Source organism: Actinoplanes sp. NPDC049599, assembly GCF_044465625.1.
Classification (GTDB): Bacteria; Actinomycetota; Actinomycetes; order Mycobacteriales; family Micromonosporaceae; genus Actinoplanes.
This window is the reverse complement of record NZ_JBITLX010000018.1, coordinates 124,874-151,828: the sequence shown is the minus strand read 5'-3', so window position 1 is coordinate 151,828 and position 26,955 is coordinate 124,874. Positions and strand designations below refer to the sequence as shown.

The window sequence follows — 26,955 nt, the reverse complement described above, 5'->3', positions numbered from 1 at the left end:
GGTTGTGGTGGTGCCGTGGGGTTCAGCGCTGAACGGACTCGGACTGCCGGGCCGCGCCGGAGTTGCGCAGCACGCGCAGCACCATGCTCGGGCGCATCAGCGCCTCGACCGGGTCGACCAGACCGGCCGAGCGCATGAACGCCTCGGTCACGCCGGAGTCGCGGGTCGCGGCGATCTGCACCCGGTGCATGTACGCCTGCATGATCTTCCAGACCCGGGTGCGCTTGCCCTCGACGCCCGGGAAGCTCAGATTGATGCCCTCGGTCAGCCCCCAGGCCGGGTCGATGATCCGCCCGACCGTGCGGGTGAACTCCAGCGCGTCCGGAACCCGCCCGGCCCGCAGCTCGTCACGCAGCGCCAGCGCCTGCAGCGCGGCCAGGCTCTGCGCCTGGGCGAAGACCGGGTTCGGGGTGCAGACCGCGTCGCCGAGCACGAGCAGCCGTTCCGGCATCCTGGCCATCTTGTCGTAGCGGCGGCGCAGCGTCGTCGGGAAGCGGAACAGCACCGGATCGTCGATCGGCTCGGCCTCGATGATGGCCTCGTAGATCTCCGGAGCGGCGAGCGTCTTGACGAACGCGTTGAAGCCCTCCGGATCCGTCGGCGGGTGGTCACCGAGCAGCCCGTACGTGGTCAGCTCCACCAGCCCGCTGTCGGTCTTGGTGAAGATGGCGCCGCGCGGCAGCTCCGGGTTGGCCACGCAGATGATGGAGTGGTCCTTGCCGAACGGGTCGGTACGCAGCTTGTAGTGCCGCGTGACGTAGCCCAGCCCGATCTTGGAGCCTTCCTCGGCGACCCGGCCGAATCCCTTGTTCTCCAGCCAGACCGGCGTGCGGGAACCACGACCCGTGGCGTCCACGACCAGATCGGCCTCCAGGGTCTCCTCGGTGCCGCCGTCCCGGCGCTGGACCCGGGCACCCACGACCCGGGTGCCGGCGGCGTCGAACACCAGACCGGTCAGGTCGTAGCGCTGGTAGAAGGTGACGTTGCCCAGCGCCTGCACCCGTTCGCGGACGTGGTGCTCGAGGATCGGCCGGCGACAGCCCACATTGGTCAGTCCGGCGCGGACCTGCTTGAGCGGCATGCCGTTGAAGTACCAGCGCACCGTGCCCGACAGGTCCGTCTGCGGGCATCCCGCGGTGATCATCTGAGAGGTGATCTCCGGGAAGAGCTCCTCCATGGCCCGGGCGCCCCGAGCCAGCAGACCGTTGATGTGCCGCGCCTGCGGTGCCCCGCGACGTGGTTCCCGGACGCCGACGATCTCGTCGCGGTCCACGATGATGACCTCGCGGTAGGCCTCCGACAAGGCGCTGGCGGCGAACAGCCCCGTGATGCTGCCTCCCAGCACCACGACGCGGTCTCCGACTGGTTTACCCATGACGATTGACTCCCTTAGCGGTGAAGGACGATTCCGGCAGCGGCGCGTGCAGCGGGCCGATCCGGCGGGTGCTGCGGCGGTCCGGCCTGGCGGTCCGGCGATCGGGCACGAGTGGATCGTGTCAGTGGCACGACCGGCCGGGCATCTTCTGAACTGCCCACACCTGAGGTCAGCCCCAGCGGGTCCGGCCGGAGGCGGAGAGCGCCAGCAGCCACTCCGCGGTGTCGTCGAGGATGACGCTCTCCAGCCGGCAGGGGCGACGCTGGGCGTTGCGGTACCGGCTGATCAGGCCGGCCCGCTCCAGGACCCGCAGGTGCCGCCACAACGCCTGGGTGCTGATGGCGAACGACGCCGTGAGATCCGTGAGTGTCGTGTCCCCGGCGACCACGCGCCGCAGGATCTCCCGGCGGGTCGGATCCGCCAGGGCGGCGAAGATGCGGTCGAGTGCGTCGTCGGCCACGCTGCGGTACCTCCCGGTCTGCCGATCCCGTACCAGATTCGGCCGCGGCCGCGGCCCCGGGCACCTCCGGCTGTGCGCTGCCCACGCCGGTGCGAGCAGCGCATTCGTGGAGATGCGCGGCTCGCGGCCCGGGTGCCACCGTCGTGGGCGACGTCCACCAGAAACGACAGACGGAGAACCGCATGCAGCCGTTCCGCGTCACCATCCGGCAGACCGAGCTCGACGACTTGCGCCGTCGCCTGGCGCACACCCGGTACGCCCCCGACGTGCCCGGCGTCGGCTGGACCCGCGGGGTGCCGGCCGACTATCTGCGGCAGCTGGTGCAGCACTGGCTGACCAGCTACGACTGGCGGACCGCGGAGGCGCAGCTCAACCGCTACCCACAGTTCACCACGACCATCGACGGGGCCAACGTGCACTTCATGCACGTTCGCTCGCCCGAGCCCGATGCCCTGCCGCTGGTGCTGACCCACGGCTGGCCCGGCTCGATCGCCGAGTTCCTCGACGTCATCGGCCCGCTGACCGACCCCGTCGCGCACGGCGGCCGGGCCGAGGACGCGTTCCATCTGGTGATCCCGTCGATCCCGGGATTCGGCTTCTCCGGGCCGCTGACCGAGCCCGGCTGGGACATCAACCGCATCGCCGCCGCCTGGGTCGAGCTGATGGCGCGGCTGGGATACGACAGCTACGGCGCCCAGGGCGGCGACTTCGGCTCGCCGATCTCGCTCGCGGTGGGCCGCCTCGATCCCAAACGGGTCGTCGGCGTGCACTGCAACATGCTCACCGTCTTCCCCTCCGGCGACGAGGCGGAGCTCGCCGGGCTGACCGAGGCGGATCTGGCCCGGCTGGGCGGGCTGGCCCGCTTCGACGCCGACGGCTCCGGCTACCGCAAACTGCTCTCGACCCGGCCGCAGACGGTCGCGTACGCCCTCAACGACTCCCCGGCCGGCCAGCTCGCCTGGATCGTGGAACGGTTCAAGGAGTGGACCGGCGGCGCGGTGCCCGACGAGGTGATCGACCGTGACCAGCTGATCACCAACGTGATGATCTACTGGCTGACCAACACCGCGGGCTCCTCGGCGCAGCTGTACTACGAGATCACCGAGAGTCAGCGCCGGCTGACGTCCGATGCGAACGGCGACATGCTCGACGGCTACCGCGAGCAGCCCCTGACGGTGCCGCTGGGCGTGGCGGTGTTCCCCCACGACTGCTTCAACCCGGTGCGGGCCTTCGCCGACCGTGACTTCGACACCATCACGCACTGGACCGAGTTCGAGCGCGGCGGGCACTTCCCCGCCCTGGAGGTGCCTGACCTGCTGGTCAAGGACGTCCGGACGTTCTTCGCCCAGGTGCGTCGCGCCGCGGCCTGATCCCGTAGCGGCCCGCCGACCATTTCTGGCCGCGGACCGATGAGTTTCGCGCGCGGACGCCGTCTCAACAGATGCCCGGCGGATCAGCGGATCCGCCGGGCAGCGCGTGGCCGGCTCCCGCCCTCGCGCGCAAGAACACAACGACATACCCCCGGTGCCGTGCCGGATCGTGGCGGCCTCACGACGAGAGGACATAGAACGTGACCACAGAACCCTCGATGCCCATGGCGGGACGGCGGGAGTGGATAGCCCTCGCCGTGCTCTGCCTACCCACGCTGCTGACCACCGTCGACATCAGTGTCCTTGTCTTGGCACTGCCGCGGCTCAGCGCCGACCTCGGCATGGGCGCCACCCAGCAGCTCTGGGCCACCGACATCTACGGCTTCATGCTCGCCGGCTTCATCGTGCTGATGGGTACGCTCGGCGACCGGATCGGGCACCGCCGGGTGCTGGTGACCGGTGCCGGGGCGTTCATCGTCGCCTCCCTGGTCGCCGCGTATGCGAGCTCCACCTGGATCCTGCTCGGCGCGCGCGGGGTGATGGGCATCGCGGCGGCGACCGTGATGCCGTCGGTCCTCGCCCTGATCGGCCGGATGTTCCCCAATCCCGCCCAGATGGGCGCGGCGATGGGCATCTGGGGCAGCTCCATCATGCTGGGTGTCATCCTCGGCCCGGTGATCGGCGGGCTGCTGCTCGGCGCGTTCTGGTGGGGCTCGATCTTCCTGATGGGGGTGCCCATCATGGCCCTGGTCGTGGTGGTCGGCCCACGCCTGCTGCCCGACACCGCGAATCCCGAGGCCGGTGGCCTCGATGTGCTCAGCGCCGTCATGTCGCTGGCCGCGCTGCTGCCGTTCGTGTACGGGCTCAAGGAGGTCGCCCGCGCCGGCTGGGCAGCCCAGCCGGTGGGCGCCATGGTGGTCGGCCTCGCCTTCGCGGTGATGTTCGTACGGCGCCAGCGTCACCTCACCGTCCCGATGCTGGACCTGCGCCTGTTCGCGATGCCCGTGGTCGGCACCACCGTGGTGCTCGGCCTCGTGTTCGGCTTCATCATGGGCGGCACGGGGCTCATCACGACGCTCTACCTGCAGCTGGTGGAGGGTATGACGCCGGTCAAGGTGGCCGTGTGGATGTTGATCCCCTCGGTGGCCATGATTGTCGGCGGCAACCTCGGCCCCGCCCTGGCCCGCAAGTTCAAACCGGGTTACGTGCTGGCCGGCGGCATGGTCATCGCCTCGGTGGGCGCCGTGGTGATGACCCAGGTCAGCCTGGCCGGCGGCCTCAGCACACTCATCATCGGCCTGGTCATCCTCTACCTGGGTTCCAGCCCGACCGCGACTCTGGCCAACGCGGTCATGATGTCGAACGCCCCGCCGGAGAAGGCCGGCGCCGTCGGGTCGCTGTCGTCCACCGGTGGTGAGCTCGGCGTCGCCCTGGGCGTCGCGCTGCTGGGCAGCGTCGCCAGCGCGGTGTACGGCTCGGCCGTGCAGGTGCCGGCGGGCCTGCCGCCGGAGCAGGCCGTGCCCGCGGGGGAGAGCATCGCTGCGGCCGCCGCGATCGCACCCACGCTGCCCGGCCCGCTCGGTGCCGAGCTGCTCGGCACCGCCCGCGACGCGTTCACCCAGGCGCTGCACGGCGTCAACGTGATCACCGCGCTGCTGCTGCTCGGCCTCGCCGTGCTGCTCGCGCTCGGGCTGCGGTCGGTCGCCCCGATGGCGGGCCCGCCCGGCATGGGTCACGGCGCTCCGCCGGAATCTCCAGTGGACACCCCCGCCGCCGGGCCGGCAGCCGGCGTCGGCGCCGACACTCCGGGGACCGAGGTGCGTGCGGAGGATCTCCGCGACCGCGTCTAGTACCACCGGACCAGCCCTCCGGCCGCTCAGCGTGGCGCGGCCGGAGGACTGGTCCGGCTGCGCCTCCGGTCGATATCGCCGGGGCGGACAATCCCACCGCACTCGACTGAGGACAGCGCGTCGGTATACTGAGCCCTACTTTTGCGGCCGACGTGAGGAATGGCTGATGGGCAAGGTTGATAACACCGTCAACAAAACCCAGGAAGTCGACGACTTCATGGCAAAGCTCGAGCACCCGTTCGCCGAGGGCATCGAGCTGCTGAGGGCGCACATCAAGGAGACCAACGACGAGATCACCGAGCAGGTGAAATGGAAGGCGCCGTCGTTCTCCTACCGCGGTGAATACCTGACGACGTTCAACCTGTGGTCCCGCAAGGATGTCTTCCTGGTGTTTCACAACCCGCACATCATCTCCATCGACAGCGAGCACCTCACCGGTGACTACCCCGACCGCCGGCTGTTCTTCTTCACCGATCTGGCCGACGCGAAAGCCAAGAAGGCGGACGTGCGCCGGATCATCGAAGAATTGATCAAGATGATCGACAAGTGATCATCCTGCTGCACTCCTCCAAGGCGATGCGGTTCGCCGCCGACGCCGGGCATCGGCTGACGGTGCCGGCGCTGCTCGATCGCGCCCGGGTGCTCGCCGCCCAGGTGCGGGCCATGGACGTCGGGCCGCTGGCCGAGATGATGAGCGTGACCGCCGGCGTCGCCGAGAAGACGGCTGCGCAGATGGCCGAGTGGAGCGCCGACGGTCCGCAGCGGCCCGCTCTGGACTGCTTCATCGGTGACATCTACAGCGGCCTGCAGGCCAACGAGTTCACCGCGGCGGAGCGCGCCCACGCGGAGGAGAAGCTGTTCATCCTCTCCGGCATGTACGGCCTGCTGCGCCCCAGCGACGGCATCCGCCCGTACCGGCTCGAGATGGGCTACCGGCTGCCCGACCCGCGGTTCGCCAGCCTTTACAAGTTCTGGGGCGAGGCCATTGCCGCGCTGTTGCCCGGCGACGTCCCGATCGTCAATCTGGCAGCGCAGGAATACAGCCGCACGGTGACGCCGTTCGTGGCCAAGAACCGGGTCATCACACCGAAGTTCCTCACCGTGGACCCGGCCACCGGTAAAACCAAGTTCGTCGTCGTGCACGCCAAGATAGCCCGTGGCGCGTTCGCCCGGTGGCTGATCACCGAACGTATCGACAGCCCCGATCGGCTGTCCGATTTCACCCAGGTGGGCTACGAGTTGGACCGGTCGGCCAGCACGGCCGCACAACCCGTCTTCGTCGCCAAGGAATTCGGCGGAAAAGGGTTGAGCATCCGGCTGAAGTGACATCCGAGCGCATTCCCGGAGGTGCGTGGCACCGGTGATCCGGCGACGCTGGCTGAGTATTCGCCGCGGTCGTCGACGCCGGCGCCGACGTTTCAGGGAGGAACGCTCACGTGAGCCACATCGGACAGCGTGCGGTCGTACTGGGCGGAAGCATGGCGGGCATGCTGGCCGCCCGGGTGCTCGCCGAGGCCTACGACCAGGTGACGATCGTCGATCGCGACGAGATCCTCGGCATCGACGTCCCTCGCAAGGGGACACCGCACACGGTGCACGCCCACGGCCTGCACGCCCGCGGCCAGCTCATCCTCGAGGAGCTCTTCCCCGGTTTCACCGACGAACTGCGCGCAGCCGGGGTGCCGACCGGCGACCTCGGCGAGATGCGCTGGTTCTTCAACGGCCGCCGCATCCAGCCCGCGCACACCGGCCTCGTCTCGGTGACCGCGCCCCGCCCGGTGCTGGAGAACCACGTCCGTGAGCGGGTTGCCCAGCTGACCAATGTGACTTTCCTGCAGCAGTGCGATGTCCTCGGCCTCGAGGCCACCGACGACCACGAGCAGATCACCGGGGTACGGGTGCAGCGCCGCGCCGCGGGCGCCGTGCCCGAGACACTCGACGCCGACCTGGTCGTGGACGCCACCGGCCGCGGCTCCCGCACGCCGGCCTGGCTCGAGGAACTGGGCTACCAGCGCCCGGAGGAGGAACGGGTCAAGGTCGGCCTCGCCTACACCACCCGGCACTACCGGCTGCGCCCGGAGATGTTCGACGGCGTGCAGTCGATCAACCCGGTGGCGTCTCCGGCCCACCCACGCGGCGCGTTCTTCGGCCAGGTGGGCCCGGACACCTGCATCCTGTCGCTGACCGGGGTGCTCGGCGACCATCCGCCCACCGATCCGGCGGCGTTCCTGGAGTTCGTCCGCTCGCTGCCGGTGCCGGACGTCTACGAGGCCGTCCGGGACGCGGAACCGCTGGACGATCCGGTGTCCTTCAAGTTCCCGGCGAGCGTACGCCGCCGCTACGAGCGGCTGCTGCGCTTCCCGGCCCGGCTGCTCGTGACCGGCGACGCGTTCTGCAGCTTCAACCCGGTCTACGGCCAGGGCATGAGCGTGGCGGCGCTCGAGGCGATGACCCTGCGCGAGCACCTGCGCCGGGGGGTGACACCGGACCCGCTGCGGGTGCTGGCCGACATGTCCCGCGCCGTGGACACCCCGTGGGACATCTCCGCGGGCGGTGACCTCGATTTCCCCGGCGTGCAGGGCGAACGAACCCTGAAGGTCCTGGTCGGCAACGCCTACATGGCCCGCCTGCAGTACGCGGCCACCAAGGACGCGAAGGTCACCGAGGGCTTCATGCGGGTGGCCGGGCTCATCGACCCGCCGGAGGCCCTGATGCGACCGGCGATGATGTGGCGGGTGCTCCGCCACGCCCTGCGCCGCCCCAGCCCGGGAACGTCGTGGCTGGCCGACGGCGACCGACCCGACCCCGTGGCCGCACGGCCCACTGCCTGACCCGCCGCGGCCGGTCGCATCCGCTCCGCACCTCCAGCCAGGTCCCGCACCTCGCACCCGTCCTGACACCTCCGGCCCGGCCCTGCCCGTCGGACCCCCGGGCGGGCCGAGGCCTGGACAGGAAAGGACGCCATGTCCCTCACTCAGGAACCACGACTCCATCCGGCACCCTTGGATCCCCGCTCACCCCTGTCCCGGCTTCGCCGCCTGCTCGATCGTGACTCCGTGCTGGCGTTGCACGCCCCCGACGACAGCGGAGCGCTCGCGGTGACCGGCACCGTGGCCGGCCGGCCGGTCGTCGCGTACGCCACCGACCCGACGGTCAAGGGCGGTGCGCTGGGGGCGGCCGGGTGCCGGCACATCGTCGGTGCCATCACCGAAGCGGTCGCGCGGCGGGTCCCGGTGGTCGGGCTGTGGCAGTCCGGCGGCGCCCGCCTCGCCGACGGGGTGGCGTCCCTGGACGGTGTCGGCCGGATCTTCGCCGCGATGACGGCAGCATCGGGACAGATCCCGCAGCTGTCCGTGGTGCTGGGTCCGGCGGCCGGGGCGGCGGCCTACGGACCGGCGCTCACCGACATCATCGTCACCACCGCCGAGGCCCGGATGTTCGTCACCGGCCCGGAGGTGATCCGCCAGGTCACCGGCGAGGACATCGAGATGGAGGCGCTGGGCGGCCCCCAGGTGCACGACCGCAAGTCCGGCGTCGCCCATGTGCACGCCGGCACCGAGGCCGAGGCGTACGTCCGTACCCGCGCCATCATCACCCTGCTCGGCGATCCGGGGGTGTTCGACCTGGACACCGTGCCTCGGCACGGCGACCTGCGCGAGGTCCTGCCGGCCAGCAGCCGCAGCGCGTACAACGTGAAAGACCTGATCGGCGCGGTGCTGGATCCGACCGGGTTCGAGGAACTGCAGCCGCGATGGGCGCCGAACGTGGTCATCGGCTTCGGCCGGCTCGCCGGGCACACCGTCGGGGTGGTGGGGAACAACCCGCTGCGCAAGGGCGGCTGTCTCGACGCGCTGGGCGCCGAGAAGGCGGCCCGCTTCGTGCGCCTGTGCGACTCGCTCGGCGTGCCGTTGCTGGTGCTCGTCGACGTGCCCGGCTACCTGCCCGGCGTGGAGCAGGAGTGGGCCGGCGTGATCCGCCGGGGCGCGAAGCTGCTGCATGCCTTCGCCGAGGCGAGGGTGCCCCGGGTCAGCTTGATCACCCGCAAGGCGTACGGCGGCGCGTTCATCGCGATGAACTCCCGCGCGTTGGGCGCCACGGCGGTGCTGGCCTGGCCGGACGCGGAGGTGGCGGTGATGGGCGCGGACGCGGCCGTGGGTGTGCTGCATCGTCGCCGGTTGAGCGCCGCCCCGGCCGACGATCGCGAGGCGCTGCGGGCCGAACTGGTCGAGCAGCACCGGGCCACCGCGGGCGGCGTGCAGCGCGCCGTCGCGCTCGGAGTGGTGGACGAGGTCATCGACCCCGCGCTGACCCGCGGGTGCCTGGCGCGGACCCTGGCCACGGCGCCGGCGCGTCGGGGAAGCCACACCAACATCCCCTTGTGACCAGGAGGCGGGACCCATGTTTCGACATTGGTGTCCGGATCACCGATGACTTTCCCCGCGGGCCGTCGTCCTTACAGGTAGACGGCTGAGGCCGGCCGGGGTTCGCGGCCGGCGGGATTCCATATCGATGAGGTGGACCGGTGACGGTGATCGAGAAGAACGACGTGGCAGTAGCGGCGCGGGCTGGTGACATCTGGAAGGTGTACGGCAGCGGCGCGGCGGAGGTGACCGCCCTGCGCGGCGTGACCGCTGAGTTCGGGCGCCAGCAGTTCACGGCCATCATGGGCCCGTCAGGCAGCGGGAAGTCGACGCTCATGCACTGCCTGGCGGGCCTCGACGTCGCCACCAAGGGCACGGTGCACATCGGCGACACCGAGCTCAGCGGCCAGAGCGACAAGGCGCTGACCCGGCTGCGCCGTGACAAGATCGGGTTCATCTTCCAGCAGTTCAATCTGTTGCCGACGCTGAGCGCGGCGGAGAACATCCGCCTGCCCCTCGACATCGCGGGCACCAAGCCGGACCCGCAATGGTGGGACACGGTGATCGACACGGTCGGCCTGCGCGACCGGCTGTCCCACCGGCCGAGCCAGCTCTCCGGCGGTCAGCAGCAGCGGGTGGCGTGCGCCCGCGCCCTCATCACCCGCCCGGAGGTCATCTTCGCCGACGAGCCGACCGGCAACCTGGACTCCCGCTCCGGCGCCGAGCTGCTCACCTTCCTCCAGCTCAGCGTCCGCGAGCACGGCCAGACCATCGTCATGGTCACCCACGACGCGGTCGCGGCGAGCTACGCCGACCGGGTGGTCTTCCTCGCCGACGGCCAGATCGTCTCCGAGCTGGACAACCCGACCGCCGACGCGGTGCTGGACACCATGAAGCGCCTCGACGCGCTGGTCGCCGCACCGCGGCAGAGCGACGAGAACGTGACTGCACCCGCGGCGGTCCGCTGATGCTGCGCTCCACACTCAAGAGCCTGCTGGCCCGCAAGCTGCGGCTGGTCCTGTCCGGGATCGCGGTGGTCCTGGGCGTGATGTCCGTGTCGGGCTCCTTCGTGCTCACCGACACCCTCAGCCGCTCCTTCGACGCCCTGTTCTCCGACGTCTACTCCACGACCGACGTCGGTGTGCTCGCCAAGCCGAAGGTCTCCGTCGCCACGGTCGACGGCGTGGAGGTCCCCGGCACCATCCCCGCCGCGATCCTCGACAAGGTGCGTTCGGTGCCGGGCGTGGCCACCGCGACCGGCCGGGTCGCCGGCGACGGCGCCCGGGTGATCGGCGCCGACGGCAAGGTGCTCGCCAGCGTCGGCACGCCGCGGCTGGGCATCAACTGGGTCGGCGAGGACGACCTGGTCAAGCTCACCGCCGGGCGCGGGCCGAACGCGGACGGGGAGGTCGCCGTCAACGCCGCGGTGGCCAAGGCCGCCAAGCTCAACGTCGGTGACCAGGTCGGCGTGCTGACCCTGTCGCCGAAGCAGCAGTTCACCGTGGTCGGCGTCTTCGGCTACAGCGGCGACCGGGACAGCCTCGGCGGCGTGCAGGAGGTGGCGTTCACCGAGCCGGTGGCGCAGAAGCTGATGCTCGGTCAGTCCGGTCTCTACAGCGAGATCCGGGTCGCGGCCGCCGACGGCACCACCCCGGCGCAGCTGCGCGACGGCGTGGCCGCCGCGGTGGGAGCCGACTACTCCGTGCTGACCGGCGACCAGCTCAGCGAGGAAGCCGCCGGTGACCTCCAGACCGGGCTGGCGTTCTTCAACAGCATTCTGCTCGGCTTCGCCGCCGTGGCGCTGTTCGTCGGCATCTTTCTCATCCTCAACACCTTCTCCATCATCGTGGCGCAGCGCACCCGTGAGCTGGCCCTGATGCGCGCCCTGGGCGCGAACCGGCGCCAGCTCATCGGTTCGGTGCTGATCGAGGCCCTGGTGATCGGCTTCGTCGCCGCCGTGGTCGGGCTGATCCTCGGCGTCGGTGTCGGGGCGGCCCTGGCGTCGGCCTTCAGCGCGTTCAGCGGTGGCCTCGAGCTCGCCGGCGTCGGAGTGCCGCCCAGCGCCGTGATCAGCGCTCTGGTGGTGGGCGTCCTGGTGACGATGATCGCGGCCGTACTCCCGGCCCTGCGCGCTTCGCGCATCCCGCCGGTGGCCGCAATGCAGGACGTGGCCAACCCGGACCGGCCGCTCACCAGGATCACGATTGCCGGCGGGGTGGTCACCGCGCTCGGCGTGATCCTGCTCGGCATGGGTCTCGTGGCGGCCACCGGCGACAGCGTGCTGCCGACGATCATGGGTGGCGTGCTGGTGACCTTCATCGGGATCGCCATGCTGACCCCGCTGATCAGCAAGCCGGTGGTTTCCGTGCTCGGCCGGATCTTCGCCTGGTCGTTGCCGGGACGCCTGGGCCGGCTCAACGCCGGCCGGAACCCGCGCCGCACGGCCATCACCGCCGCCGCGCTGATGGTCGGCATCGCGTTGGTCACCGGCGTCACCGTGACGATCGAGTCGACCAAGAGCAGCCTGGCCGGCAAGGCCGAGGACACCGTTCGGGCGCAGCTGGTGATCAGCGGCGACCAGAACCCGTCCTGGCCCCCGTCGTTCGACGCCTCCGTGCTGGATCGGGCCGCCGCGCTCCCCGGCGTGCGCGGTGCGGCCGGCCTGTCGTACGACCTGGCCGAGGTCAACGGGGAACGCCGCCCGGTCAACGCAGCGACCGACCTCGCCCGCCTCGCCGACGTGTACGGGGCTGTCCCGGCCGCCGGCACGCTGACGACTCTCGGCGCCGACCAGGCCGTGATGAGCGCGCAGGAGGCGGCAGACCGCGGGGTCAGTGTGGGCCAGACCGTCAGCGTGCAGCTCTCCCGGGGGCCGGTGCACCAGTACACGCTGGTGGGCACGTACGAGGAGGACACGCTGCCGGCCGCCTATGTGCTGCCGGCCGCGGCCAGCGCCGACTTCGGCAATCCCCAGCCGATCTACGGCTTCATCCGGCTGACCGACGGCGTGCCGGTGGCCCAGGTCCTGCCGCAGGTGCAGGCGCTGCTCGCCGACAGCCCGGAGGTCTCGGCCGCCGACCGCAGCGTCTTCATCGAGCAGCAGACCAGCGGCTTCGACCAGATCATCATGATGATCCAGCTGCTGCTGGCGCTGGCCATCCTGATCGCGGTGCTGGGCGTGGTCAACACCCTGGCGTTGTCGATGCTGGAACGCACCCGGGAGCTCGGGCTGCTGCGGGCCGTGGGCCTGAGCCGGGCGCAGACGATGCGGATGGTGACCGTGGAAGCGGTGGTCATCAGCGTGTTCGGCGCGCTGCTCGGCGTGGTGGTCGGGGCACTGCTCGGCACCGCGGTGGTGCAGGCTCTCGACGGCGAGGGCATCACCGAGCTGGTCCTGCCCTGGGGCCAGATGATCACGTACCTGCTGGTCGCCGGGCTTGTCGGTGTTGTCGCCGCCGTCCTGCCGGCGATCCGGACCGCGCGCCTGAACGTCCTGGGGGCCATCTCCCACGATTGATCGGCGCGCAGGGACTGTGGCCGGGACCCCCGCCCGGCCGCAGTCCCGCCGGCGAATCCGCGGGCGGCGCCCACGGCGACAAACGGGAGGACGCACGGTGGATACCGCGAATTGCTGTGCCGCGATTCGCGGTCCCTCTGTGCGGTCCTGCGACAGCGAATTCGCCCCGGGCCGACCGGCGTCAGCGGCTCAATCCGCAGGCCCGAGCCGGACGCGGCTGAAGGTGAGCGCCGCGACCTGGGGCCCCGCCGGCAAACCCGATACCACCCGTGAGGAAGGCACACGATGAAGTTCATGCTGCTGATCTACAGTTCGACCGGAGCCGGGGATGCCACGGCGTGGCTCGAGCAGAATCAGCGGTCGAAGGGTCGCGCGGCTCTGGTGGACGAGCTTTTCGACTCGGGCGAATACATCGACGGCAACCTGCTGGCGTCCCTGGACCGATCCCGCACGGTGCGGGTGGAGAACGCTCGCACAGCGACGGACGGACCGTACCTCGAGGCCGAGGCATACCTGGCCGGCTACGACGTCGTCGACTGCGAGGACCTCCACCGGGCCGAAACCATCGCGGCCCGGCTGTCCGAGGCGACCTCGTGCGCCGTGGAGATCCGACCGGTCATGCATTTCGGCACAGACCTGGTGACCGGCACGTAGCCCGAGATCCGGTTCGGTGGCTGGGTGTCGGCACGCCCGCCGGGAGTACGTCATTCGCCCGGGGCGTCCTCGGGCTCCCAGCGCAGCAGGTCGCCCGGCTGGCACTCGAGGACCTGGCAGAGGGCGTCGAGCGTCGTGAAGCGCACCGCCTTGGCGCGGCGGTTCTTGAGCACCGCCAGGTTGGCGGGCGTGATCCCGATGCGGTCGGCGAGCTCACCCACCGACATCTTCCGCCTGGCAAGCATCACGTCGATGTCAACGGCGATCGGCATCAGATGACCTCGTCCAGGTCGGCCCGCAGCCGCGCCGCTTCGACCTCGCGCGTGACGGCCTTGGCGAGCAGGATCCGCAACACGCGCACGATGAGCGCGACCCCGAGGATGGCAACGCCGACCCCGCCCATGATGAGGGTGACGCCCGGATCGTCCCGCTGGTCCGGTGCGTTGACGGCTGTGACCGTGAACCAGACGAGGGCAGCCGCCACGATCGCGCCGGTCATGACGTCCACGTACCGGAAGGCGGCGGGCGAGAACACGGTGTCGCGTTGCACCATCGTCACCAGCCGCCATACGCAGAGCAGGGCGACCTGGACCGACACCAGGCCCAGGACCGTGATCACCCGCAGGGGAGTCAGCGGGAGCGACCCGTCCTCGGGATCGTTACCGCTGATCAACATCCACAGCATCAAGACCTGGACGAACACGGTGCCGGCAAACACGATCACGAGCACGGCGCGGAGCGCATGCACTGTCAGCTTTCCCATGGCTCATCTTTCTATCGAGTGACGATGTGAATCTATCGAAATTCGATAGCTCGAAGCAAGGGGTGCGGGGTTTCCTGGCCTTCGAGGCGGCCGGCCGCGCCGACGGCCAACCGGGGCACACCGATCACGCCAAGTGCCGCTGCCCGGTGTTGGTCGGGAGCATCTGTTGATGCTGGTCACGAGGGAACGGCCCGGTGGTGACGAAACGGCGGCGCCGCTGGGCGGTCCTGCCGTGCGGCTGCTGCTGGGCCTGCCAGGATCGGAGGAAGTCCGACGTGGACGTCGCAGGGTGCGCGGCGTGGCGGGTCGTCCGTTCCGGCAGACACCCCCGTCACGACGTCGGCGGGTCCGCCGGCCGGGCTCGCTGCGGGAGGATCGTCTCGTGCCGGGCCAGCATCGCCACGCACTCGGCGATCTTCCGGGTGCGCGTCTCGGCCCGCTTGACGGCATTGACCCGGTTGATCAGGGCGAAGCGGTTGGTCCTGGTGAGCACGTCGAACATCGCCTGCGCCGCCGGGTCGGCGGCGATCGCGGCGCGCAGGTCGGCCGGCACCTCCGCTTCCGAGGTCGGCGCGTAGGCGGCCGTCCACCGCCCGTCGGCCTTCGCGGCGTCCACCGCGGCGCGGCCGGCGGGCAGCATCAGGCCGGCCGCCTCCAGCCGGGCCACGTTGGCGACGTTGCGTTGGGACCAGACGCTGCGGGGCCGGCGCGGGGTGAGCCGTCTCCAGGAACTCCCCTCGTCGCGCTTGCGGGCCTGCCCGTCGATCCAGCCGAAACACAGGGCCTCGTCGACCGCCTGCTGCCAGGTCAGCGTGGTGACGGAGCCGCCCTTCCTGGTCAGGGCGAGCCACACGCCAGGGGAGGCGGTGTGGTTGTCCAGCAGCCACGCGCGCAGCGCCGCGCCGTCGGCCACGATCAACTCGTCCAGTTCGGTTCCTGCCACCACCGCAGGCTATTACTGCGACCCGGTGTCGTGACCCGCAGGCTTGGCCTTCTGCGGGTAGATCGTCTCGTGGCGGGCCAGCATGGCGACGAACTCGCCGATCTTTCGCTCGCGGGTCTGCGCCCGTTTGACGGCATTGACGCGGTAGATGAGCGCGAACCGGTTGGTCTTGGTGAGCACGTCGAACATGGCCTGGGCGGCCGGGACCGCGGCGATGGCGGCGAGGAGGTCGGCCGGCGCCTCGGCTTCCGACGGCGGAGCGTAGGCCGTCGCCCACCGCCCGTCCGCTTTCGCGGCGTCCACCACGGCGCGGCCCGGGGGCAGCATTCGCCCCTGTGCTTCCAGCCGGGCCACGTTGGCGATGTTGCGTTGTGACCAGGCGCTGCGGGTTCTGCGCGGGGTGAACCGGATCCACGAGGTCTCCTGATCCCGTTTCCGGGTCTGCCCGTCGATCCAGCCGAAGCACAGGGCCTCGTCGACCGCCTGCTGCCAGGTCAGCGTGGTGACCGTGCCGCCCTTCCTGGTCAGGGCCAGCCAGACGCCGGGCGACGTGGCGTGGTGGGCCGACAACCACGCGCGCAGCGCCTCGGCGTCCGCGACGATCAACTCCTCCAGCTCGGCGCTCGCCATGACGGCAGGTTAACCGACGCGACCCCGGCCGCGGCCCCTGCCCGTCGGCCGCCCGGACCCGCCGGAGAGCGAGCGAGCTCCGGAGCCGGCTGGACGCCGGATGTCAGTATCGGCGGATGTCTGCGCCGCCGTCACCGAGCAAACCGTCTGTGCGGAGCGTTCTGGCGGGTGCGGCCGCGTGCGGCGTCGTCAGCGGCGGCGCCTGCCTGGCCGTGTTCGCGATGCTGAGTGAGGATCAGGTCGAGGGTCCGTACGACGGCGGGGACGCGACGATCGGGGTCTTCGGCGCCCCGCTGGTGGCCGGCGGGGCAGCGCTTGTCATCGCCATGATGTGCCGGAGCCGGCCCTTGTCCGATCTGCCGGCGCGGGTCGGGCACACCGTGGTGCCGTTCGGGATCTGGTTGTCGGCCCTGCTCGGTATCGCCGGTGCGGGCGGTGAGCGCAACAACGGGGAGACCGGCGTGCTGTGGGCGGTGACGGCGTTCCTCGCGCATCTGCTCGTCGCTTCGGTGGCCGTCGCCGGCTCGGCCGGGCGGCGTGCCCTCGCGGCTCTCGTGCTGGTCGCGGTGTGCGGGGCTGCGGCCGGGGTGACGGTGGCCGGGCAACACCGCTGGCGCACTCAGCAGTTCACCCGCGTCGGCGTGCCGACGTACGTGCCAGACGTTCCGGGGTACCGGCTCACCGGCGCCTACGCCGGGAGGAGCGCGGTGAGCCTGCTGTTGGAGGCTGACGCCGCGCCCGGCTCGGGTCCTGAGCGCATCAACGTGTGGATCAGCCGATCGGCGGCGGACAAGATTCGCTGCCGACCGGGCAGCGATGAGCGGTGGGTGCTGCGCACCGCCGGCACGCCCGGTCGTTTGTCCTTCTGCCTCCCGGAGGGTGGTGCGCTGGTCATGATGCCGGGATACCCGCCGACGAGCATCGAGGGCCTGTTGCCGTCCGTGCGGCTCCGCAAGGTGGATGCGAGCGAGCTGGCCTCGTATCCCGACGGCGGCGCCGAACACGAGGCTGACTGACGCAAAGGGGACCTGGCCGGGAAACGTGTCGCACGGGCAGGATCCGGTGTCATCCGGGCACACCTCGGGCGGGTTCTGAACCGATAGCCGCCGGCGGGAGTATCCAGGGGAGAAATCCATGGTGGACACCGTCCTGCCCCGAATGAGGTCCTATGCGGAGAAAACCGAGGTCTATCCGTTCGAAGATCATCATGGTTCTGCTGGTGCCCGTGACGGCGCTGACCGCACTGTGGACCGTGACCGTGTACGCGTCGATCTCTGACGCGGCGGCGCTGAGGAACACCCACCGCACGCGGGACAACGTCAGCCTGCCGTGTGACAAGGTGGTGGCGGCTCTGCAGGCCGAGCGCAGTCTGTCCGTCGAGACATTGGCGGCAGGCGACGGGGCGACCGCGCTCCGTGCTCAACGGGCGACCACCGACGCGGCGTTCACCGAGTTCCGCGACCTCTCCCGGCGCTACCGGGGCAGCGGCATCTCCGCCGACATCACCCGAGCCCGGATCGGTGACCTGCTCGCGACCCGCGACTCCCTGGTCCTGTTGCGGACCCAGGTCGACGCCCGGGGCGCCCCGCGGGCAGCGGCCCTGAGCGGGTACACCAGCATCATCAGCTATGCCTTCAGCGTGTCCACGGCGGCTGCCGCCTCCAGCGATCCGCTGGTGGAACGGGTGATGCGTACCTCGGTCGCCCTGCGCCGGACCGGCGAGCTGCTCCACCAGCAGGACGCCCTGCTGACCGGCGTGCTGACCGCGGGCCGGTTCGACGCGGGGGAGTACCAGCAGCTGATCGAGATCGTCGGGGCGTTGCGGTTCCAGATCCCGGTCGCCGGCTCCACCCTGCCGGGGCCGGACCAGGCCGCCTTCAAGAGCATGCTCAGCGGCCCCAACTTCGCGGCCCTGCGCGCTGCCGAGGATCGCATCCTCGCCGGCGGCGGGCCCGGTGGGCGGGTGTCGACCTCCCTCGCGGTGTGGAAGGCGACCTTCAGCCCGGCGGTCCGTCAGCTGTACGACTTCCTCGGCAACGGCTACGACAAGGTCGTCGCGTTCGCAAACGCGGAGCGCAACCGGATCGTGTTCCGGTTCGCCCTCTCCGGCGTCCTGGGCCTGCTCGCCATCCTGACCTCGCTGGTGCTGTCGATCCGCATCGGCGGTTCCGCCGTGCGGCGGCTGTCCCTGCTGCGCACGGCGGCAACGGACCTCGCCCACCGGCGGCTGCCCGAGATGGTGCTGCGGCTGCGCGCGGGCGAGCCGGTCGAACCGGGTGACACCACCTTGCGCCGGTCCCTGGGTGACGATGAGATCGCGGAAGTCGGTGCCGCGCTGAGCGAGGTGCAGCAGAGTGCGATCGACTCGGCCGCGAACGAGGCCGCCCTGCGCTACGACATGAACAAGGCCCTCGTGAACATCGCACGCCGCAACCAGACGCTGATTGCCCGGCAGCTCGAGGCACTCGCCCGCACGCCCGGCGGGGGCGGCGCCGACAACCGGGCGACCGAACGGGTCGAGCAGCTGGCCGTCCAGATGCGCCGGCATGCCGAACACCTCGTGATTCTCGCCGGCTCCGCGCGCAGCCGGCGCGGACTCGGCCCGGAGCCGCTGGCCACGATCATCACCCGGGCGGCGGGTGAGGTGGAGCACGCGGAGCGCATCGAGATCGGTGCGGTGGCGGCCGTGGAGGTGCCCGAGCCGGCCGTCGCCGACATCGGCCATCTGCTCGCCGAGCTGTTGGAGAACGGCACCACCTTCTCCCCGCCGGGGACCCTGGTGCGTGTCACGGCGGAGCTTGTTCCGGACGGGGTCATGGTCGAGATCGAGGACCAGGGCCTGGGTATGTCCGCGTCGGTGCTGGACGAGACCAACCGCAGGCTGGCCGTTCCGCAGGAGTTCGACCCCGCCAGGAGCGCCCGGCTCGGCCTCTACGTGGTCGCGTTCCTGGCCGCTCAGCGGGGGATCCGGGTCGTGCTGCGGCCCTCGCGGCTGCGGGGAATCACCGCGACGGTGACGATTCCGGCCGCGCTGGCCGTCCCCACGTCCGCGCCCGCGCCGCCGTCGGCCGCGGGCGCCCGCCGCTCCGACGCGGCCAAGCTGGTGGGAATGGTCACGCGGGCCGGCCGGGTCCCGTGAGCCGCCGACCCGGGACGGTGCTCGGCTGAATGCCGTTTCTTGTGCAGAGCCGCTCGAATTCCGGCGTGCAGACCGCGTTGCGGCCGACGAAGCCCTCGCCGATGACCTCACCGACGGTTGACCTGGTGATCAGTTTGGCGCCGACGTGGAGCCAGCATGAAACCCGACCACCCCGGCGGTATGGCCCGGTGCGATCGAGGCCTGCACGACAAGGGCCGCGGCGCCGATGCTCGCGGCGTCGCGTGGCCGCGCGGACAACTCGACCGCGATCTCGTGGCGGTTCCGGGAGTGTGCTGTCCGGGCCAGGTGGACGCGCAGCCGACGGGTGTAGATGGAGCCGGCGACCGCCATACCCGGGCCGGTGAGGACGATCCGGCCGAGGTCGAGCAGATTCATCATCGACGTCACCGCCACGCTGAGGTGTCCGGCTGCCCGGTCGATGATGGCGAAGGCCTCCGCGTCGCCGCCGACCGCGGCCCGAGCGAGCGCGTCGTACGCCGACAGGACCGGCCCGTCCAGGCGCAGGCGACCGGCCAGGCCCGGATCCGCCCGGGCCGCCTCGACGGTGGCGGTCGTCGAGGCGTACCGCTCCACACACCCCCGGTTGCCGCACGGGCACGGGTGGCCGTCGTACCGGATGGAGAGGTGTCCGAGCTCGCCCGCGTCGAAGCTGGCGCCGCGGAACAGCGCGCCACCGACGACCAGGCCGGCGCCGATCCCGGTGGACAGGTAGACGCTGCCGAACGTCTGCTCCCGGGACACCCGCCGGCTCCAGAACTCACCCAGCGCGGCGGCCGCCGCGTCGTTCTCGACCAGGACCGTGACCTTCAGGCGCTCCGCCAGGTCGGCCCGGACCGCGCCCCACTCCGGATAGGCCGGCCCGGTCCCCGGCTGCGCGGTCGGGGCCACGATGGCCAGCCCCTCGATGCGGTCGCCGGGCAGCTCGAGGTCGGCCGTGAAGTCACGGAAGCGCGCTGCCAGCAGATCGGGCCAGTCCGAGCCGTCGAGCGGCACCACCTCACGGCCGACCACCCCGCCGGTGAGGTCGACGGCCACGCAGGTCATCGACTCCGGCCCGAGCTCGAACCCGATGCCGAAGCGGTGCGCGGGCTTGATGGCGAGCAGCTTGCGGGGCTTGCCGCGCACCGAGCTGGCCAGGCCGGTCTCGTCGATGACGCCGTCGGCGATGAGGTCCCGGACGATGGTCGAGATCAACGGCTGGGTCAGGCCGGTCAGCTCGGCCAGCTCCACCCGGCTGACCACCTGGGCGGAGCGGATCACATCCACGATCAACGCACGGCTGCCCGGACCGGCTGCTGGCGTTTCACGACGTGCCATGGCGGTACGGTATCCCCTGGACGAAGGGAACTGGAGGCTCGGTGACGCAGGCGCAGCGGAGGGTCGGCCTGGTGCTGGCACGTGCCTCCAAGGTGCTCGGCGAGGAGCCCTACTACCACGAGTTCGTCGAAGGGCTGGAGCGCGTGCTCACCCCGGCCGGGGTCTCCGTGCTGGTCAAGGTCGTCATCGACCGGCAGGCGGAGACCGAGACTTACGAGCGATGGGCCGAGCGGGGCCGGGTGGACGGCATCGTGCTCGTTGATCTGGCCCCGGACGACGACCGGGTCGCGCTGGTGAACCGGCTCGGGCTGCCCGCGGTGGTGATCGGCGCGCCGTCGACGGCCTCGGGCCTGCCGACGGTCTGGACCGACGACGCCGGCTTCGCCCGGGAGGCGATCCGGTTTCTGGCCGAGCGGGGACATGTGGCGATCGGGCACGTCAGCGGTCCGCTGACGTTCGTGCACACCCAGCTGCGCCGGGAGGGCGCGCAGGCGGAGGCCGAGGCGCGAGGCGTGCGGCTGCTGCACGCGGAGGGTGACTACTCGTACGAGTCCGGCCGCGCCGCGATCGGGGAGATCCTCGGGGCGGGGCCGACGGCGATCGTCTGCGACAACGACGTGATGGCGCTCGCCGTGCTGGACGCGCTGCGCGAGAAGGGACTGGCCGTGCCGGCCGACATCTCGGTGGTGGCCTGGGACGATTCCGCACAGTGCCAGTTGGCCGTGCCGGCCCTGTCGGCGATGAGCCACGACGTGGGCCGCATCGGCGAGCTCGCGGCGGGCGCCATGCTCGACGCGATGGGCGGGGCCCCTCCCGCCGTGTACCAGGCGCCGGCCGCTCACATCGTCGTGCGCGACAGCACCCGCTGAGGAAGGCTGAATCGCCGGAAGAACCGCCACATGAGCTCGTTCGCGCCGATCTCCTGAGTGACGGTGCCGGTGCCGTTGTCGATCGGCGTGCCCGGCCAGCGGTTCCGGCAGAACGCCGTCCGGGCGTGCGCGCGGACGGCGTTCCGGTGGTGCCGTGGTCAGGGAATGCTGAACTCGCCCCGGTTGAGGACGCGCGGGTGGAAGTAGCCGGCCTGGATCTCGGCGTTGGAGTTGTTCCCGCGCAGCTGTTCGGACCAGATCATGAAGTAGGCCCACCTCGTCTGACCGGTCAGCAGCGCCGCGTTCGGCACCTTGCCCATCTCGGCGATCGCGATCGGCTTACCGGCCGCGATCGACTGCATCTGCGAGTAGTCCGACGACGAGGGGTAGTTCTTGTACCAGACGTCGAGCGACACCACGTCGACGTAGTTGCTGCCGGGGTAGTAGTTCGACCAGCCGCCGGCCGGGTTGTCCTGCACGTTCCAGACCCAGATCAGGTTGTCCAGGCCCTGGCTGTCGAAGTAGTCCCGCATCTGCTGGTAGATCTTCGCGCCGCCGTTGGTGCCGGGGCGCGCGCCCCACCAGTTCCAGCTCTCGTTCATCTCGTGGAAGGGCCGCCAGAGCACCGGGACGCCGGCGTCCTTGAGCTGCTTCAGGTACGGCACGACGGCCGCCATCCGGCTGCGCCAGGTGTTGTTCAGCGCGGTGCCGCCGGTGACGATCTGCTGGAACTGCGCGTTCGTGATGCTGGTTTTGACGCCGCCGTCGAATTCGCAGGTGGCGCCGACGGTCGGCGAGCAGGCGTGCCAGGTGAGGGCGACCAGGGAGCCGGCGGCCCACTGGGCCTTGGCCTCGTTGATCACGGCTTGCCGGTTGGCGACGTCCGCCGAGCGGAACATCATGTCGCCGCCCCACAGCCCCGGCCACTGACCGGTGACGCTGTACGCCTGCTGGGTGTACTGCCGGGGCGAACTGGCGGGTTCCTTGTTGTGCTGCCCGGAGATGATGCTCGTCCCGGTGATCGAGCGCAGGCGATTGAGGACGGCCGACTTACCGGCGGCGGGGAACGCCTGGGCGGGGCCGGCCGACTGCACCGCGGCGGCGGTCAGCAGCAGCATCGCCAGGGCCGTGCAGGCCGCGGTGACGGCCCGAGGGGATCGGGTGGCTCTCATTGGAGATGGTCTCCTCACGAGATGGGAAGGGGGACTGACGTGGGCCAGCATGGAACCCTCGTTGCAGGCGTGTCAACAGTAAATTACTAATTTAAGGAAAACGCGGGCACCGGGCCGCGCCGGCGCTAGCCGGCCAGTTCGGGGGTGTGGCCAGGGGCGATGGAGGCCTGCACCATCAGGACCGCGGCGCCGATGCCGGCGGCGTCGCGCGGCTGGGCGGAGAGTTCGACGGACACCCGGTGCCGGTGCCGGTTGTGTGCGGTCCGGGCGAGGTGGGTGCGCAGACGGCGGGCATAGATCGATCCGGCCACGGCCACGCCGGGCCCGGTGAGCACCAGCCGGCCGAGGTCGAGGAGGTTGACCATGGAGGTGACCGCCACGCTCAGGTATTCGGCGGCCTGGTCCAGCACCTCGTGGGCGTCCGGGTCGCCGCTGACCGCGGCCCGGGCGACGGCATCGTAGGCGCTGGAGTCGTTGCCCTGCAGGGCGAGCCGGGTCCGCAGCCCGGGGTGCTCGCGGGCGGCGCGCACGGTGGCGTGGGTGGACGCGTACTGCTGCACGCAGCCCCGATTTCCGCATGGGCACGGTCGGCCGTCGTAGTGGATGGACACGTGGCCCAGTTCGCCCGCGCCGAAGCTCGCACCGCGGAACAGCGCGCCGCCGAAGACAAAACCCGCGCCGATCCCGGTGGCGAGGTAGACGCATCCGAAGGCCTGCTCGCGCGGCACCCGGCGGCTCCAGAACTCGCCGAGGGCCGCGGCTGCCGAGTCGTTCTCCACCAGCACCGGCACGCCGATCCGGGTCATCAGGTCGGCCCGCAGCCCGGTCAGCTCGGCAGTGGTGTCGGGCAGGCCGGGCACGGCGGTCGGCGCGACGAGCGCCAGGCCCTCGATGCGGTCCTGCGGCAGGTCCAGGCTCGCCGTGAAGTCGTCGAACCGCTCGGCGAGCCGATCGGCCGGCCAGATCTCGTCCGGCAGCCGGGGGAGGGCCTCGCGGCCGATCACCCCGCCGGTGAGGTCGATCGCGACGCAGGTGACCGTGTCCGGTCCGAAGTGGAATCCGATGCCGAACCGGTTGGCCGGGTTGATGGCGATGAGCTTGCGGGGTCTGCCCTGGGCCGAGTCGGTCGAGCCGATCTCGTGGATGATGCCGTCGGCGATGAGGTCCCGCACGATGTTGGAGATCGACGGCTGGGTGAGGCCGGTGCGGTCGGTCAGCTCGCCCCGGCTGATGGTCACCGCGGAACGGATGACGTCGACGATCAGGGCGCGGCTGCCCGGTCCTGCCGCGGGCGATTCTCGACGGGCCATGGCGGGTGATGTTCTCCGGTCTCGTGCCGTGGGCGGGAGGGCCCGCTCAGCCGATACCGTACCCGGCCGGCGGGTGCCGCCCCTCTTACGGTCAGATAAATTAGTAATCTAACCTTGACATCGCCGTAACGCCCGTCTCATGCTGGCCCCTCACCGGGCGGTGCCACACCCGCCTTCACGGAGTCAGCAGGACGGATATCGGCATGATCAATAGAAGGCAGTTCATCGGTTTCGGCGCCGCCGCCACCCTCGCCCTGGTCGCCGGGTGCACCGGCGGGGCGAGCGACGACCCGGGGGAAGCCGGCGATTTCTCCGGCGAGGTCAAGGGCGCCATCACGGTCCTGACGAACCGGACCGACCTGGTGAACACGACGCTGCCCGGGTACGCCGAGAAGTTCGAGGCCAAGTACCCCGGCACGAAGGTCACGTTCGAGGGCGTGACGAACTACGAGGACGACGTCACCACCCAGCTCAGCGGAGGCGAGTACGGCGACGTGCTGCTGATTCCGAGCACGGTCGCCCTCGACCAGTACGGCCAGTTCTTCTCCCCGCTCGGCACCGTCGAGGAGCTCAAGGCGAAGTACCGGTTCGTCGACCAGGGTGCGTACGAGGGCAAGGCGTACGGGCTGTCGCTGGGCGGCATCGCCAAGGGGTTTGTCATCAACAAGCGGATCTGGGCCCAGGCCGGCATCACCACGCCGCCGAAGACGCCGGAGGAGTTCCTCGCGGGACTCAAGGCCATCGCCGACAAGACCGACGCCGTGCCGTACTACACGAACTACAAGGACGGCTGGCCGCTGAGCGAGTGGAACAACCACCGGGCCGTGCTCGCCGATCCGAAGATCAACGACACCTTCCCGACGGACCCCAGCCCCTGGCAGCCGGGCAAGATCCAGTACCTCACCGACAGCCTGCTCTTCGACGTGGTCCAGCAGAAGCTCAGTGAGAAGGACCCGCTGACCACCAACTGGGAGGCGGCCAAGCCGCTGATCGCCACCGGGAAGATCGGCACCATGCTGCTCGGCTCCTGGGCCGTTCCGCAGATGCAGGAAGCTGCCGAGACGTCCAAGGCGAACCCCGACGACATCGGCTTCTGGCCGTTCCCGTACCAGGCCGGCGGCACGTTCCACGCCGCCGTCGACGGCGACAAGCTGGCCGCGGTCAGCAAGAACTCCAAGAACAAGGCGACCGCCAGGGCCTGGCTCGACTGGTTCGTCAACGAGTCCGGCTTCGCCACCGACCAGCAGGCCATCCCGCCGGCCGTGGACCAGGCGCTGCCCGCGGGCCTGCAGGCCTTCACCGCCACCGGTGTCGAGCTGGTGGAGGTCCCGGCGGCGACGACCAACGCCGGCAAGGAAGACGAGATCATCAAGGAGTCGGAGATCGACCTGAAGGGCAACATCTACCGGCAGAAGCTGGTGGACATCGCCCGGGGCGCCGCCAAGGGTGACAAGGAGTCGTACTTCGCCGAGCTGAACAAGCGCTGGGGTGCCGCCCAGTCCCAGGTCATGAAGTGACCGTCTGGCGTCGGCAGTCGCCCTGGCTCTATCTCGTCCCCGCGCTGGCGTTGCTGATCGTGTTCACCTATGTGCCGGTCGGGAACATGATCTGGTACAGCTTCCACAAGTGGGACGGCCTGGACGTCACCATGGACCCGGTCGGTCTCGACAACTACGTGCGGGTGTTCACCGACGAGCGGTACTGGCGGGTCTTCCTGGTCAGCCTCTACTACTTCGTGGCGTCGTTCGCGCAGATCGCCATCGCGCTCTACTTCGCCGTCGTGCTGTCGTTCGAGGTGCGGTTCCGCAACCTGTTCAAGGGCATCCTGTTCTTCCCGTACCTGCTCAACGGCGTCGCGGTCGGCTTCGTCTTCCTCTACCTGTTCCAGCCCGACGGCACGCTCGACACGGTGCTGCGGCTGATCGGGCTGGGCGGGCACACCCAGCTCTGGCTGGGAGACCCGGACATCGCCAACCTCTCGCTGGCCGGCACGTCGGTGTGGCGGTTCACCGGGCTCAACTTCGTGCTCTTCCTCGGGGCGATCCAGTCGATCCCCGGGGACATCTACGAGGCGGCCGACATCGACGGCGCCAACCGCTGGCACCAGTTCCGCTACATCATCGCGCCGGGCATCCGGCGGATCATCAGCCTCTCCTTCATCCTGGCGATCTCCGGCAGCCTGGCGGTCTTCGAGATCCCGTTCATCATGACCGGCGGTGCGAACGGGACCCGCACCTTCGTCGTGCAGGCGTACCAGACGGCCTTCCAGTTCCGGCAGATCGGGCTCGCCTCCGCGATGGCGGTCGTGCTGCTCGCCGTGGTCCTGACGCTCACCTGGATCCAACGCAAAGTGCTGCCCGACGACGAGGTGAACCTGTCATGAGGATCGTCGCGAGCTCCGCCAAGTACGCCTCGCTGGTGCTGGCGTCGATCATCGTCGTCGTGCCGCTCGTGGTCGTCCTGTTCGCCTCCTTCAAGACGCACACCGAATACAGCACGACCGGTCCGCTCACCCCGCCGCGGAACTGGTTCAACCTCGACAACTTCGCCACCGCCTGGACCGACGGCAACATGCTGCGCGGCTTCTGGAACACCTCGATCATCCTGGCGGTCTCGCTGACCGGCACCGTGTTCGTGGGCACCCTGGCCGCGTACGCGATCAGCCGTTTCGCCTTCCCGTTCAAGCGCCTGGTCCTCGGCCTGTTCCTGGTCGCCGCGCTCGTGCCCGGCGTCACCACCCAGGTGGCGACCTACCAGATCGTCAAGTCGATGGGCCTGGTCAACACCTCGTGGTCGGCCATCGTCCTGTTCATGGGCACGGACATCGTGTCGATCTACATCTTCATCCAGTTCATGCAGTCGATCCCGCAGAGCGTGGACCAGGCCGCGATGATCGACGGCGCGTCCCGGTTCACCATCTACCGCAAGATCATTTTGCCGCTGATGAAGCCGGCCATCGCCACCGTGGTGATCATCAAGGGCATCGCGGTCTACAACGAGTTCTACATCCCGTTCCTCTACCTGCGCTCGCCCGACCTCAACGTCATCTCGACCGCGCTGTTCCGCTTCAAGGGCCCCTACGGAGCGCAGTGGGAGACGATCGCCGCCTGCACCATGATCGTCATCCTGCCCACCGTGGTGATCTTCCTGATGCTCCAGCGCTTCATCTACCACGGCATCACCGCCGGAGCGACGAAATGAGAA

24 protein-coding genes are annotated in these 26,955 nt (G+C 70.3%); 15 read left to right on the top strand and 9 right to left on the bottom strand.

Features of this window, described 5'->3' with window-relative positions:
- Positions 1 to 22 precede the first annotated feature (22 nt).
- Positions 23 to 1,375 (bottom strand): FAD-dependent oxidoreductase, encoded by a 1,353-nt coding sequence (locus tag ACIBQZ_RS28070; protein ID WP_396091787.1) that lies wholly within the window; start codon positions 1,373 to 1,375, stop codon positions 23 to 25.
- A 169-nt stretch (positions 1,376 to 1,544) separates the two neighbouring features.
- Positions 1,545 to 1,835 carry an ArsR/SmtB family transcription factor gene (locus tag ACIBQZ_RS28065; RefSeq protein ID WP_396091786.1) on the bottom strand — a complete coding sequence of 97 codons (291 nt, stop codon included), beginning with the start codon at positions 1,833 to 1,835 and terminating at the stop codon, positions 1,545 to 1,547.
- A 182-nt stretch (positions 1,836 to 2,017) separates the two neighbouring features.
- Between ACIBQZ_RS28065 and ACIBQZ_RS28060 the strand changes: the two genes are divergently transcribed.
- From ACIBQZ_RS28060 to ACIBQZ_RS28020, 9 genes are all read left to right on the top strand, one after another.
- Positions 2,018 to 3,205 (top strand): epoxide hydrolase family protein, encoded by a 1,188-nt coding sequence (locus ACIBQZ_RS28060; RefSeq protein WP_396091785.1) that lies wholly within the window; start codon positions 2,018 to 2,020, stop codon positions 3,203 to 3,205.
- Between the two features lie 218 nt (positions 3,206 to 3,423).
- Positions 3,424 to 5,055 carry an MFS transporter gene (locus ACIBQZ_RS28055; protein ID WP_396091825.1) on the top strand — a complete coding sequence of 544 codons (1,632 nt, stop codon included), beginning with the start codon at positions 3,424 to 3,426 and terminating at the stop codon, positions 5,053 to 5,055.
- A 166-nt stretch (positions 5,056 to 5,221) separates the two neighbouring features.
- Positions 5,222 to 5,605 carry a DUF1801 domain-containing protein gene (locus ACIBQZ_RS28050; RefSeq protein ID WP_396091784.1) on the top strand — a complete coding sequence of 128 codons (384 nt, stop codon included), beginning with the start codon at positions 5,222 to 5,224 and terminating at the stop codon, positions 5,603 to 5,605.
- A complete protein-coding gene (locus tag ACIBQZ_RS28045) occupies positions 5,602 to 6,381 on the top strand; it encodes a YaaA family protein (RefSeq protein WP_396091783.1) in 780 nt (259 codons plus the stop codon). The genes ACIBQZ_RS28050 and ACIBQZ_RS28045 overlap by 4 nt, the downstream gene beginning before the upstream one ends.
- Before the next feature lie 110 nt (positions 6,382 to 6,491).
- Positions 6,492 to 7,886 carry an FAD-dependent oxidoreductase gene (locus ACIBQZ_RS28040; protein WP_396091782.1) on the top strand — a complete coding sequence of 465 codons (1,395 nt, stop codon included), beginning with the start codon at positions 6,492 to 6,494 and terminating at the stop codon, positions 7,884 to 7,886.
- A gap of 132 nt (positions 7,887 to 8,018) precedes the next feature.
- Entirely contained in the window at positions 8,019 to 9,437 is a 1,419-nt protein-coding gene (locus ACIBQZ_RS28035) for an acyl-CoA carboxylase subunit beta (RefSeq protein WP_396091781.1), read from the top strand.
- A 140-nt stretch (positions 9,438 to 9,577) separates the two neighbouring features.
- Complete coding sequence (locus tag ACIBQZ_RS28030; RefSeq protein ID WP_396091780.1) at positions 9,578 to 10,384, top strand: ABC transporter ATP-binding protein; 807 nt, start codon at positions 9,578 to 9,580, stop codon at positions 10,382 to 10,384.
- Complete coding sequence (locus tag ACIBQZ_RS28025) at positions 10,384 to 12,933, top strand: ABC transporter permease (protein ID WP_396091779.1); 2,550 nt, start codon at positions 10,384 to 10,386, stop codon at positions 12,931 to 12,933. Before ACIBQZ_RS28030 ends, ACIBQZ_RS28025 begins: the two co-directional genes overlap by 1 nt.
- Before the next feature lie 285 nt (positions 12,934 to 13,218).
- Positions 13,219 to 13,587, top strand: a complete 369-nt coding sequence (locus tag ACIBQZ_RS28020) for a YciI family protein (protein ID WP_396091778.1) — start codon at positions 13,219 to 13,221, stop codon at positions 13,585 to 13,587.
- Between the two features lie 50 nt (positions 13,588 to 13,637).
- Here the strand turns inward: ACIBQZ_RS28020 and ACIBQZ_RS28015 are convergent, their stop codons facing one another.
- The 4 genes from ACIBQZ_RS28015 to ACIBQZ_RS28000 all read right to left on the bottom strand — a co-directional run bounded on the left by ACIBQZ_RS28015 (position 13,638) and on the right by ACIBQZ_RS28000 (position 15,923).
- Positions 13,638 to 13,859 (bottom strand): helix-turn-helix domain-containing protein, encoded by a 222-nt coding sequence (locus ACIBQZ_RS28015; RefSeq protein ID WP_396091777.1) that lies wholly within the window; start codon positions 13,857 to 13,859, stop codon positions 13,638 to 13,640.
- On the bottom strand, positions 13,859 to 14,317 hold the full coding sequence (locus ACIBQZ_RS28010; protein WP_396091776.1) for a DUF2975 domain-containing protein: 459 nt from the start codon (positions 14,315 to 14,317) through the stop codon (positions 13,859 to 13,861). The genes ACIBQZ_RS28015 and ACIBQZ_RS28010 overlap by 1 nt, the downstream gene beginning before the upstream one ends.
- A gap of 364 nt (positions 14,318 to 14,681) precedes the next feature.
- Positions 14,682 to 15,293 carry a YdeI family protein gene (locus tag ACIBQZ_RS28005; protein ID WP_396091775.1) on the bottom strand — a complete coding sequence of 204 codons (612 nt, stop codon included), beginning with the start codon at positions 15,291 to 15,293 and terminating at the stop codon, positions 14,682 to 14,684.
- Positions 15,294 to 15,305: 12 nt separating this feature from the next.
- Positions 15,306 to 15,923: a YdeI family protein gene (locus ACIBQZ_RS28000; RefSeq protein WP_396091774.1), complete on the bottom strand. Its 618-nt coding sequence runs from the start codon at positions 15,921 to 15,923 to the stop codon at positions 15,306 to 15,308.
- 149 nt (positions 15,924 to 16,072) lie between these two features.
- Between ACIBQZ_RS28000 and ACIBQZ_RS27995 the strand changes: the two genes are divergently transcribed.
- Together ACIBQZ_RS27995 and ACIBQZ_RS27990 are read left to right on the top strand one after the other, a co-directional pair.
- Positions 16,073 to 16,939, top strand: a complete 867-nt coding sequence (locus ACIBQZ_RS27995) for a hypothetical protein (protein ID WP_396091773.1) — start codon at positions 16,073 to 16,075, stop codon at positions 16,937 to 16,939.
- Between the two features lie 191 nt (positions 16,940 to 17,130).
- Positions 17,131 to 19,062: a nitrate- and nitrite sensing domain-containing protein gene (locus tag ACIBQZ_RS27990; protein ID WP_396091772.1), complete on the top strand. Its 1,932-nt coding sequence runs from the start codon at positions 17,131 to 17,133 to the stop codon at positions 19,060 to 19,062.
- Positions 19,063 to 19,191: 129 nt separating this feature from the next.
- Here ACIBQZ_RS27990 and ACIBQZ_RS27985 read toward each other — a convergent pair whose 3' ends face one another.
- Entirely contained in the window at positions 19,192 to 20,400 is a 1,209-nt protein-coding gene (locus ACIBQZ_RS27985; protein ID WP_396091771.1) for an ROK family transcriptional regulator, read from the bottom strand.
- 41 nt (positions 20,401 to 20,441) lie between these two features.
- Here ACIBQZ_RS27985 and ACIBQZ_RS27980 point away from each other — a divergent pair, with 41 nt between their 5' ends.
- On the top strand, positions 20,442 to 21,269 hold the full coding sequence (locus tag ACIBQZ_RS27980; protein ID WP_396091770.1) for a LacI family DNA-binding transcriptional regulator: 828 nt from the start codon (positions 20,442 to 20,444) through the stop codon (positions 21,267 to 21,269).
- 158 nt (positions 21,270 to 21,427) lie between these two features.
- Here ACIBQZ_RS27980 and ACIBQZ_RS27975 read toward each other — a convergent pair whose 3' ends face one another.
- On the bottom strand, positions 21,428 to 22,441 hold the full coding sequence (locus ACIBQZ_RS27975; protein ID WP_396091769.1) for a glycosyl hydrolase: 1,014 nt from the start codon (positions 22,439 to 22,441) through the stop codon (positions 21,428 to 21,430).
- A 125-nt stretch (positions 22,442 to 22,566) separates the two neighbouring features.
- Positions 22,567 to 23,751 (bottom strand): ROK family protein, encoded by a 1,185-nt coding sequence (locus tag ACIBQZ_RS27970; protein WP_396091768.1) that lies wholly within the window; start codon positions 23,749 to 23,751, stop codon positions 22,567 to 22,569.
- Between the two features lie 203 nt (positions 23,752 to 23,954).
- On the opposite strand from ACIBQZ_RS27970, the gene ACIBQZ_RS27965 reads away from it, so the two are divergent.
- The 3 genes from ACIBQZ_RS27965 to ACIBQZ_RS27955 are packed head-to-tail and all read left to right on the top strand — an operon-like array spanning position 23,955 to position 26,952.
- The gene (locus tag ACIBQZ_RS27965; RefSeq protein WP_396091767.1) at positions 23,955 to 25,268 is read left to right on the top strand and encodes an ABC transporter substrate-binding protein; all 1,314 of its coding nucleotides are present in this window, start codon (positions 23,955 to 23,957) and stop codon (positions 25,266 to 25,268) included.
- Entirely contained in the window at positions 25,265 to 26,134 is an 870-nt protein-coding gene (locus ACIBQZ_RS27960; protein ID WP_396091766.1) for a carbohydrate ABC transporter permease, read from the top strand. Before ACIBQZ_RS27965 ends, ACIBQZ_RS27960 begins: the two co-directional genes overlap by 4 nt.
- The gene (locus ACIBQZ_RS27955) at positions 26,131 to 26,952 is read left to right on the top strand and encodes a carbohydrate ABC transporter permease (protein WP_396091765.1); all 822 of its coding nucleotides are present in this window, start codon (positions 26,131 to 26,133) and stop codon (positions 26,950 to 26,952) included. The genes ACIBQZ_RS27960 and ACIBQZ_RS27955 overlap by 4 nt, the downstream gene beginning before the upstream one ends.
- Positions 26,953 to 26,955: the final 3 nt, after the last annotated feature.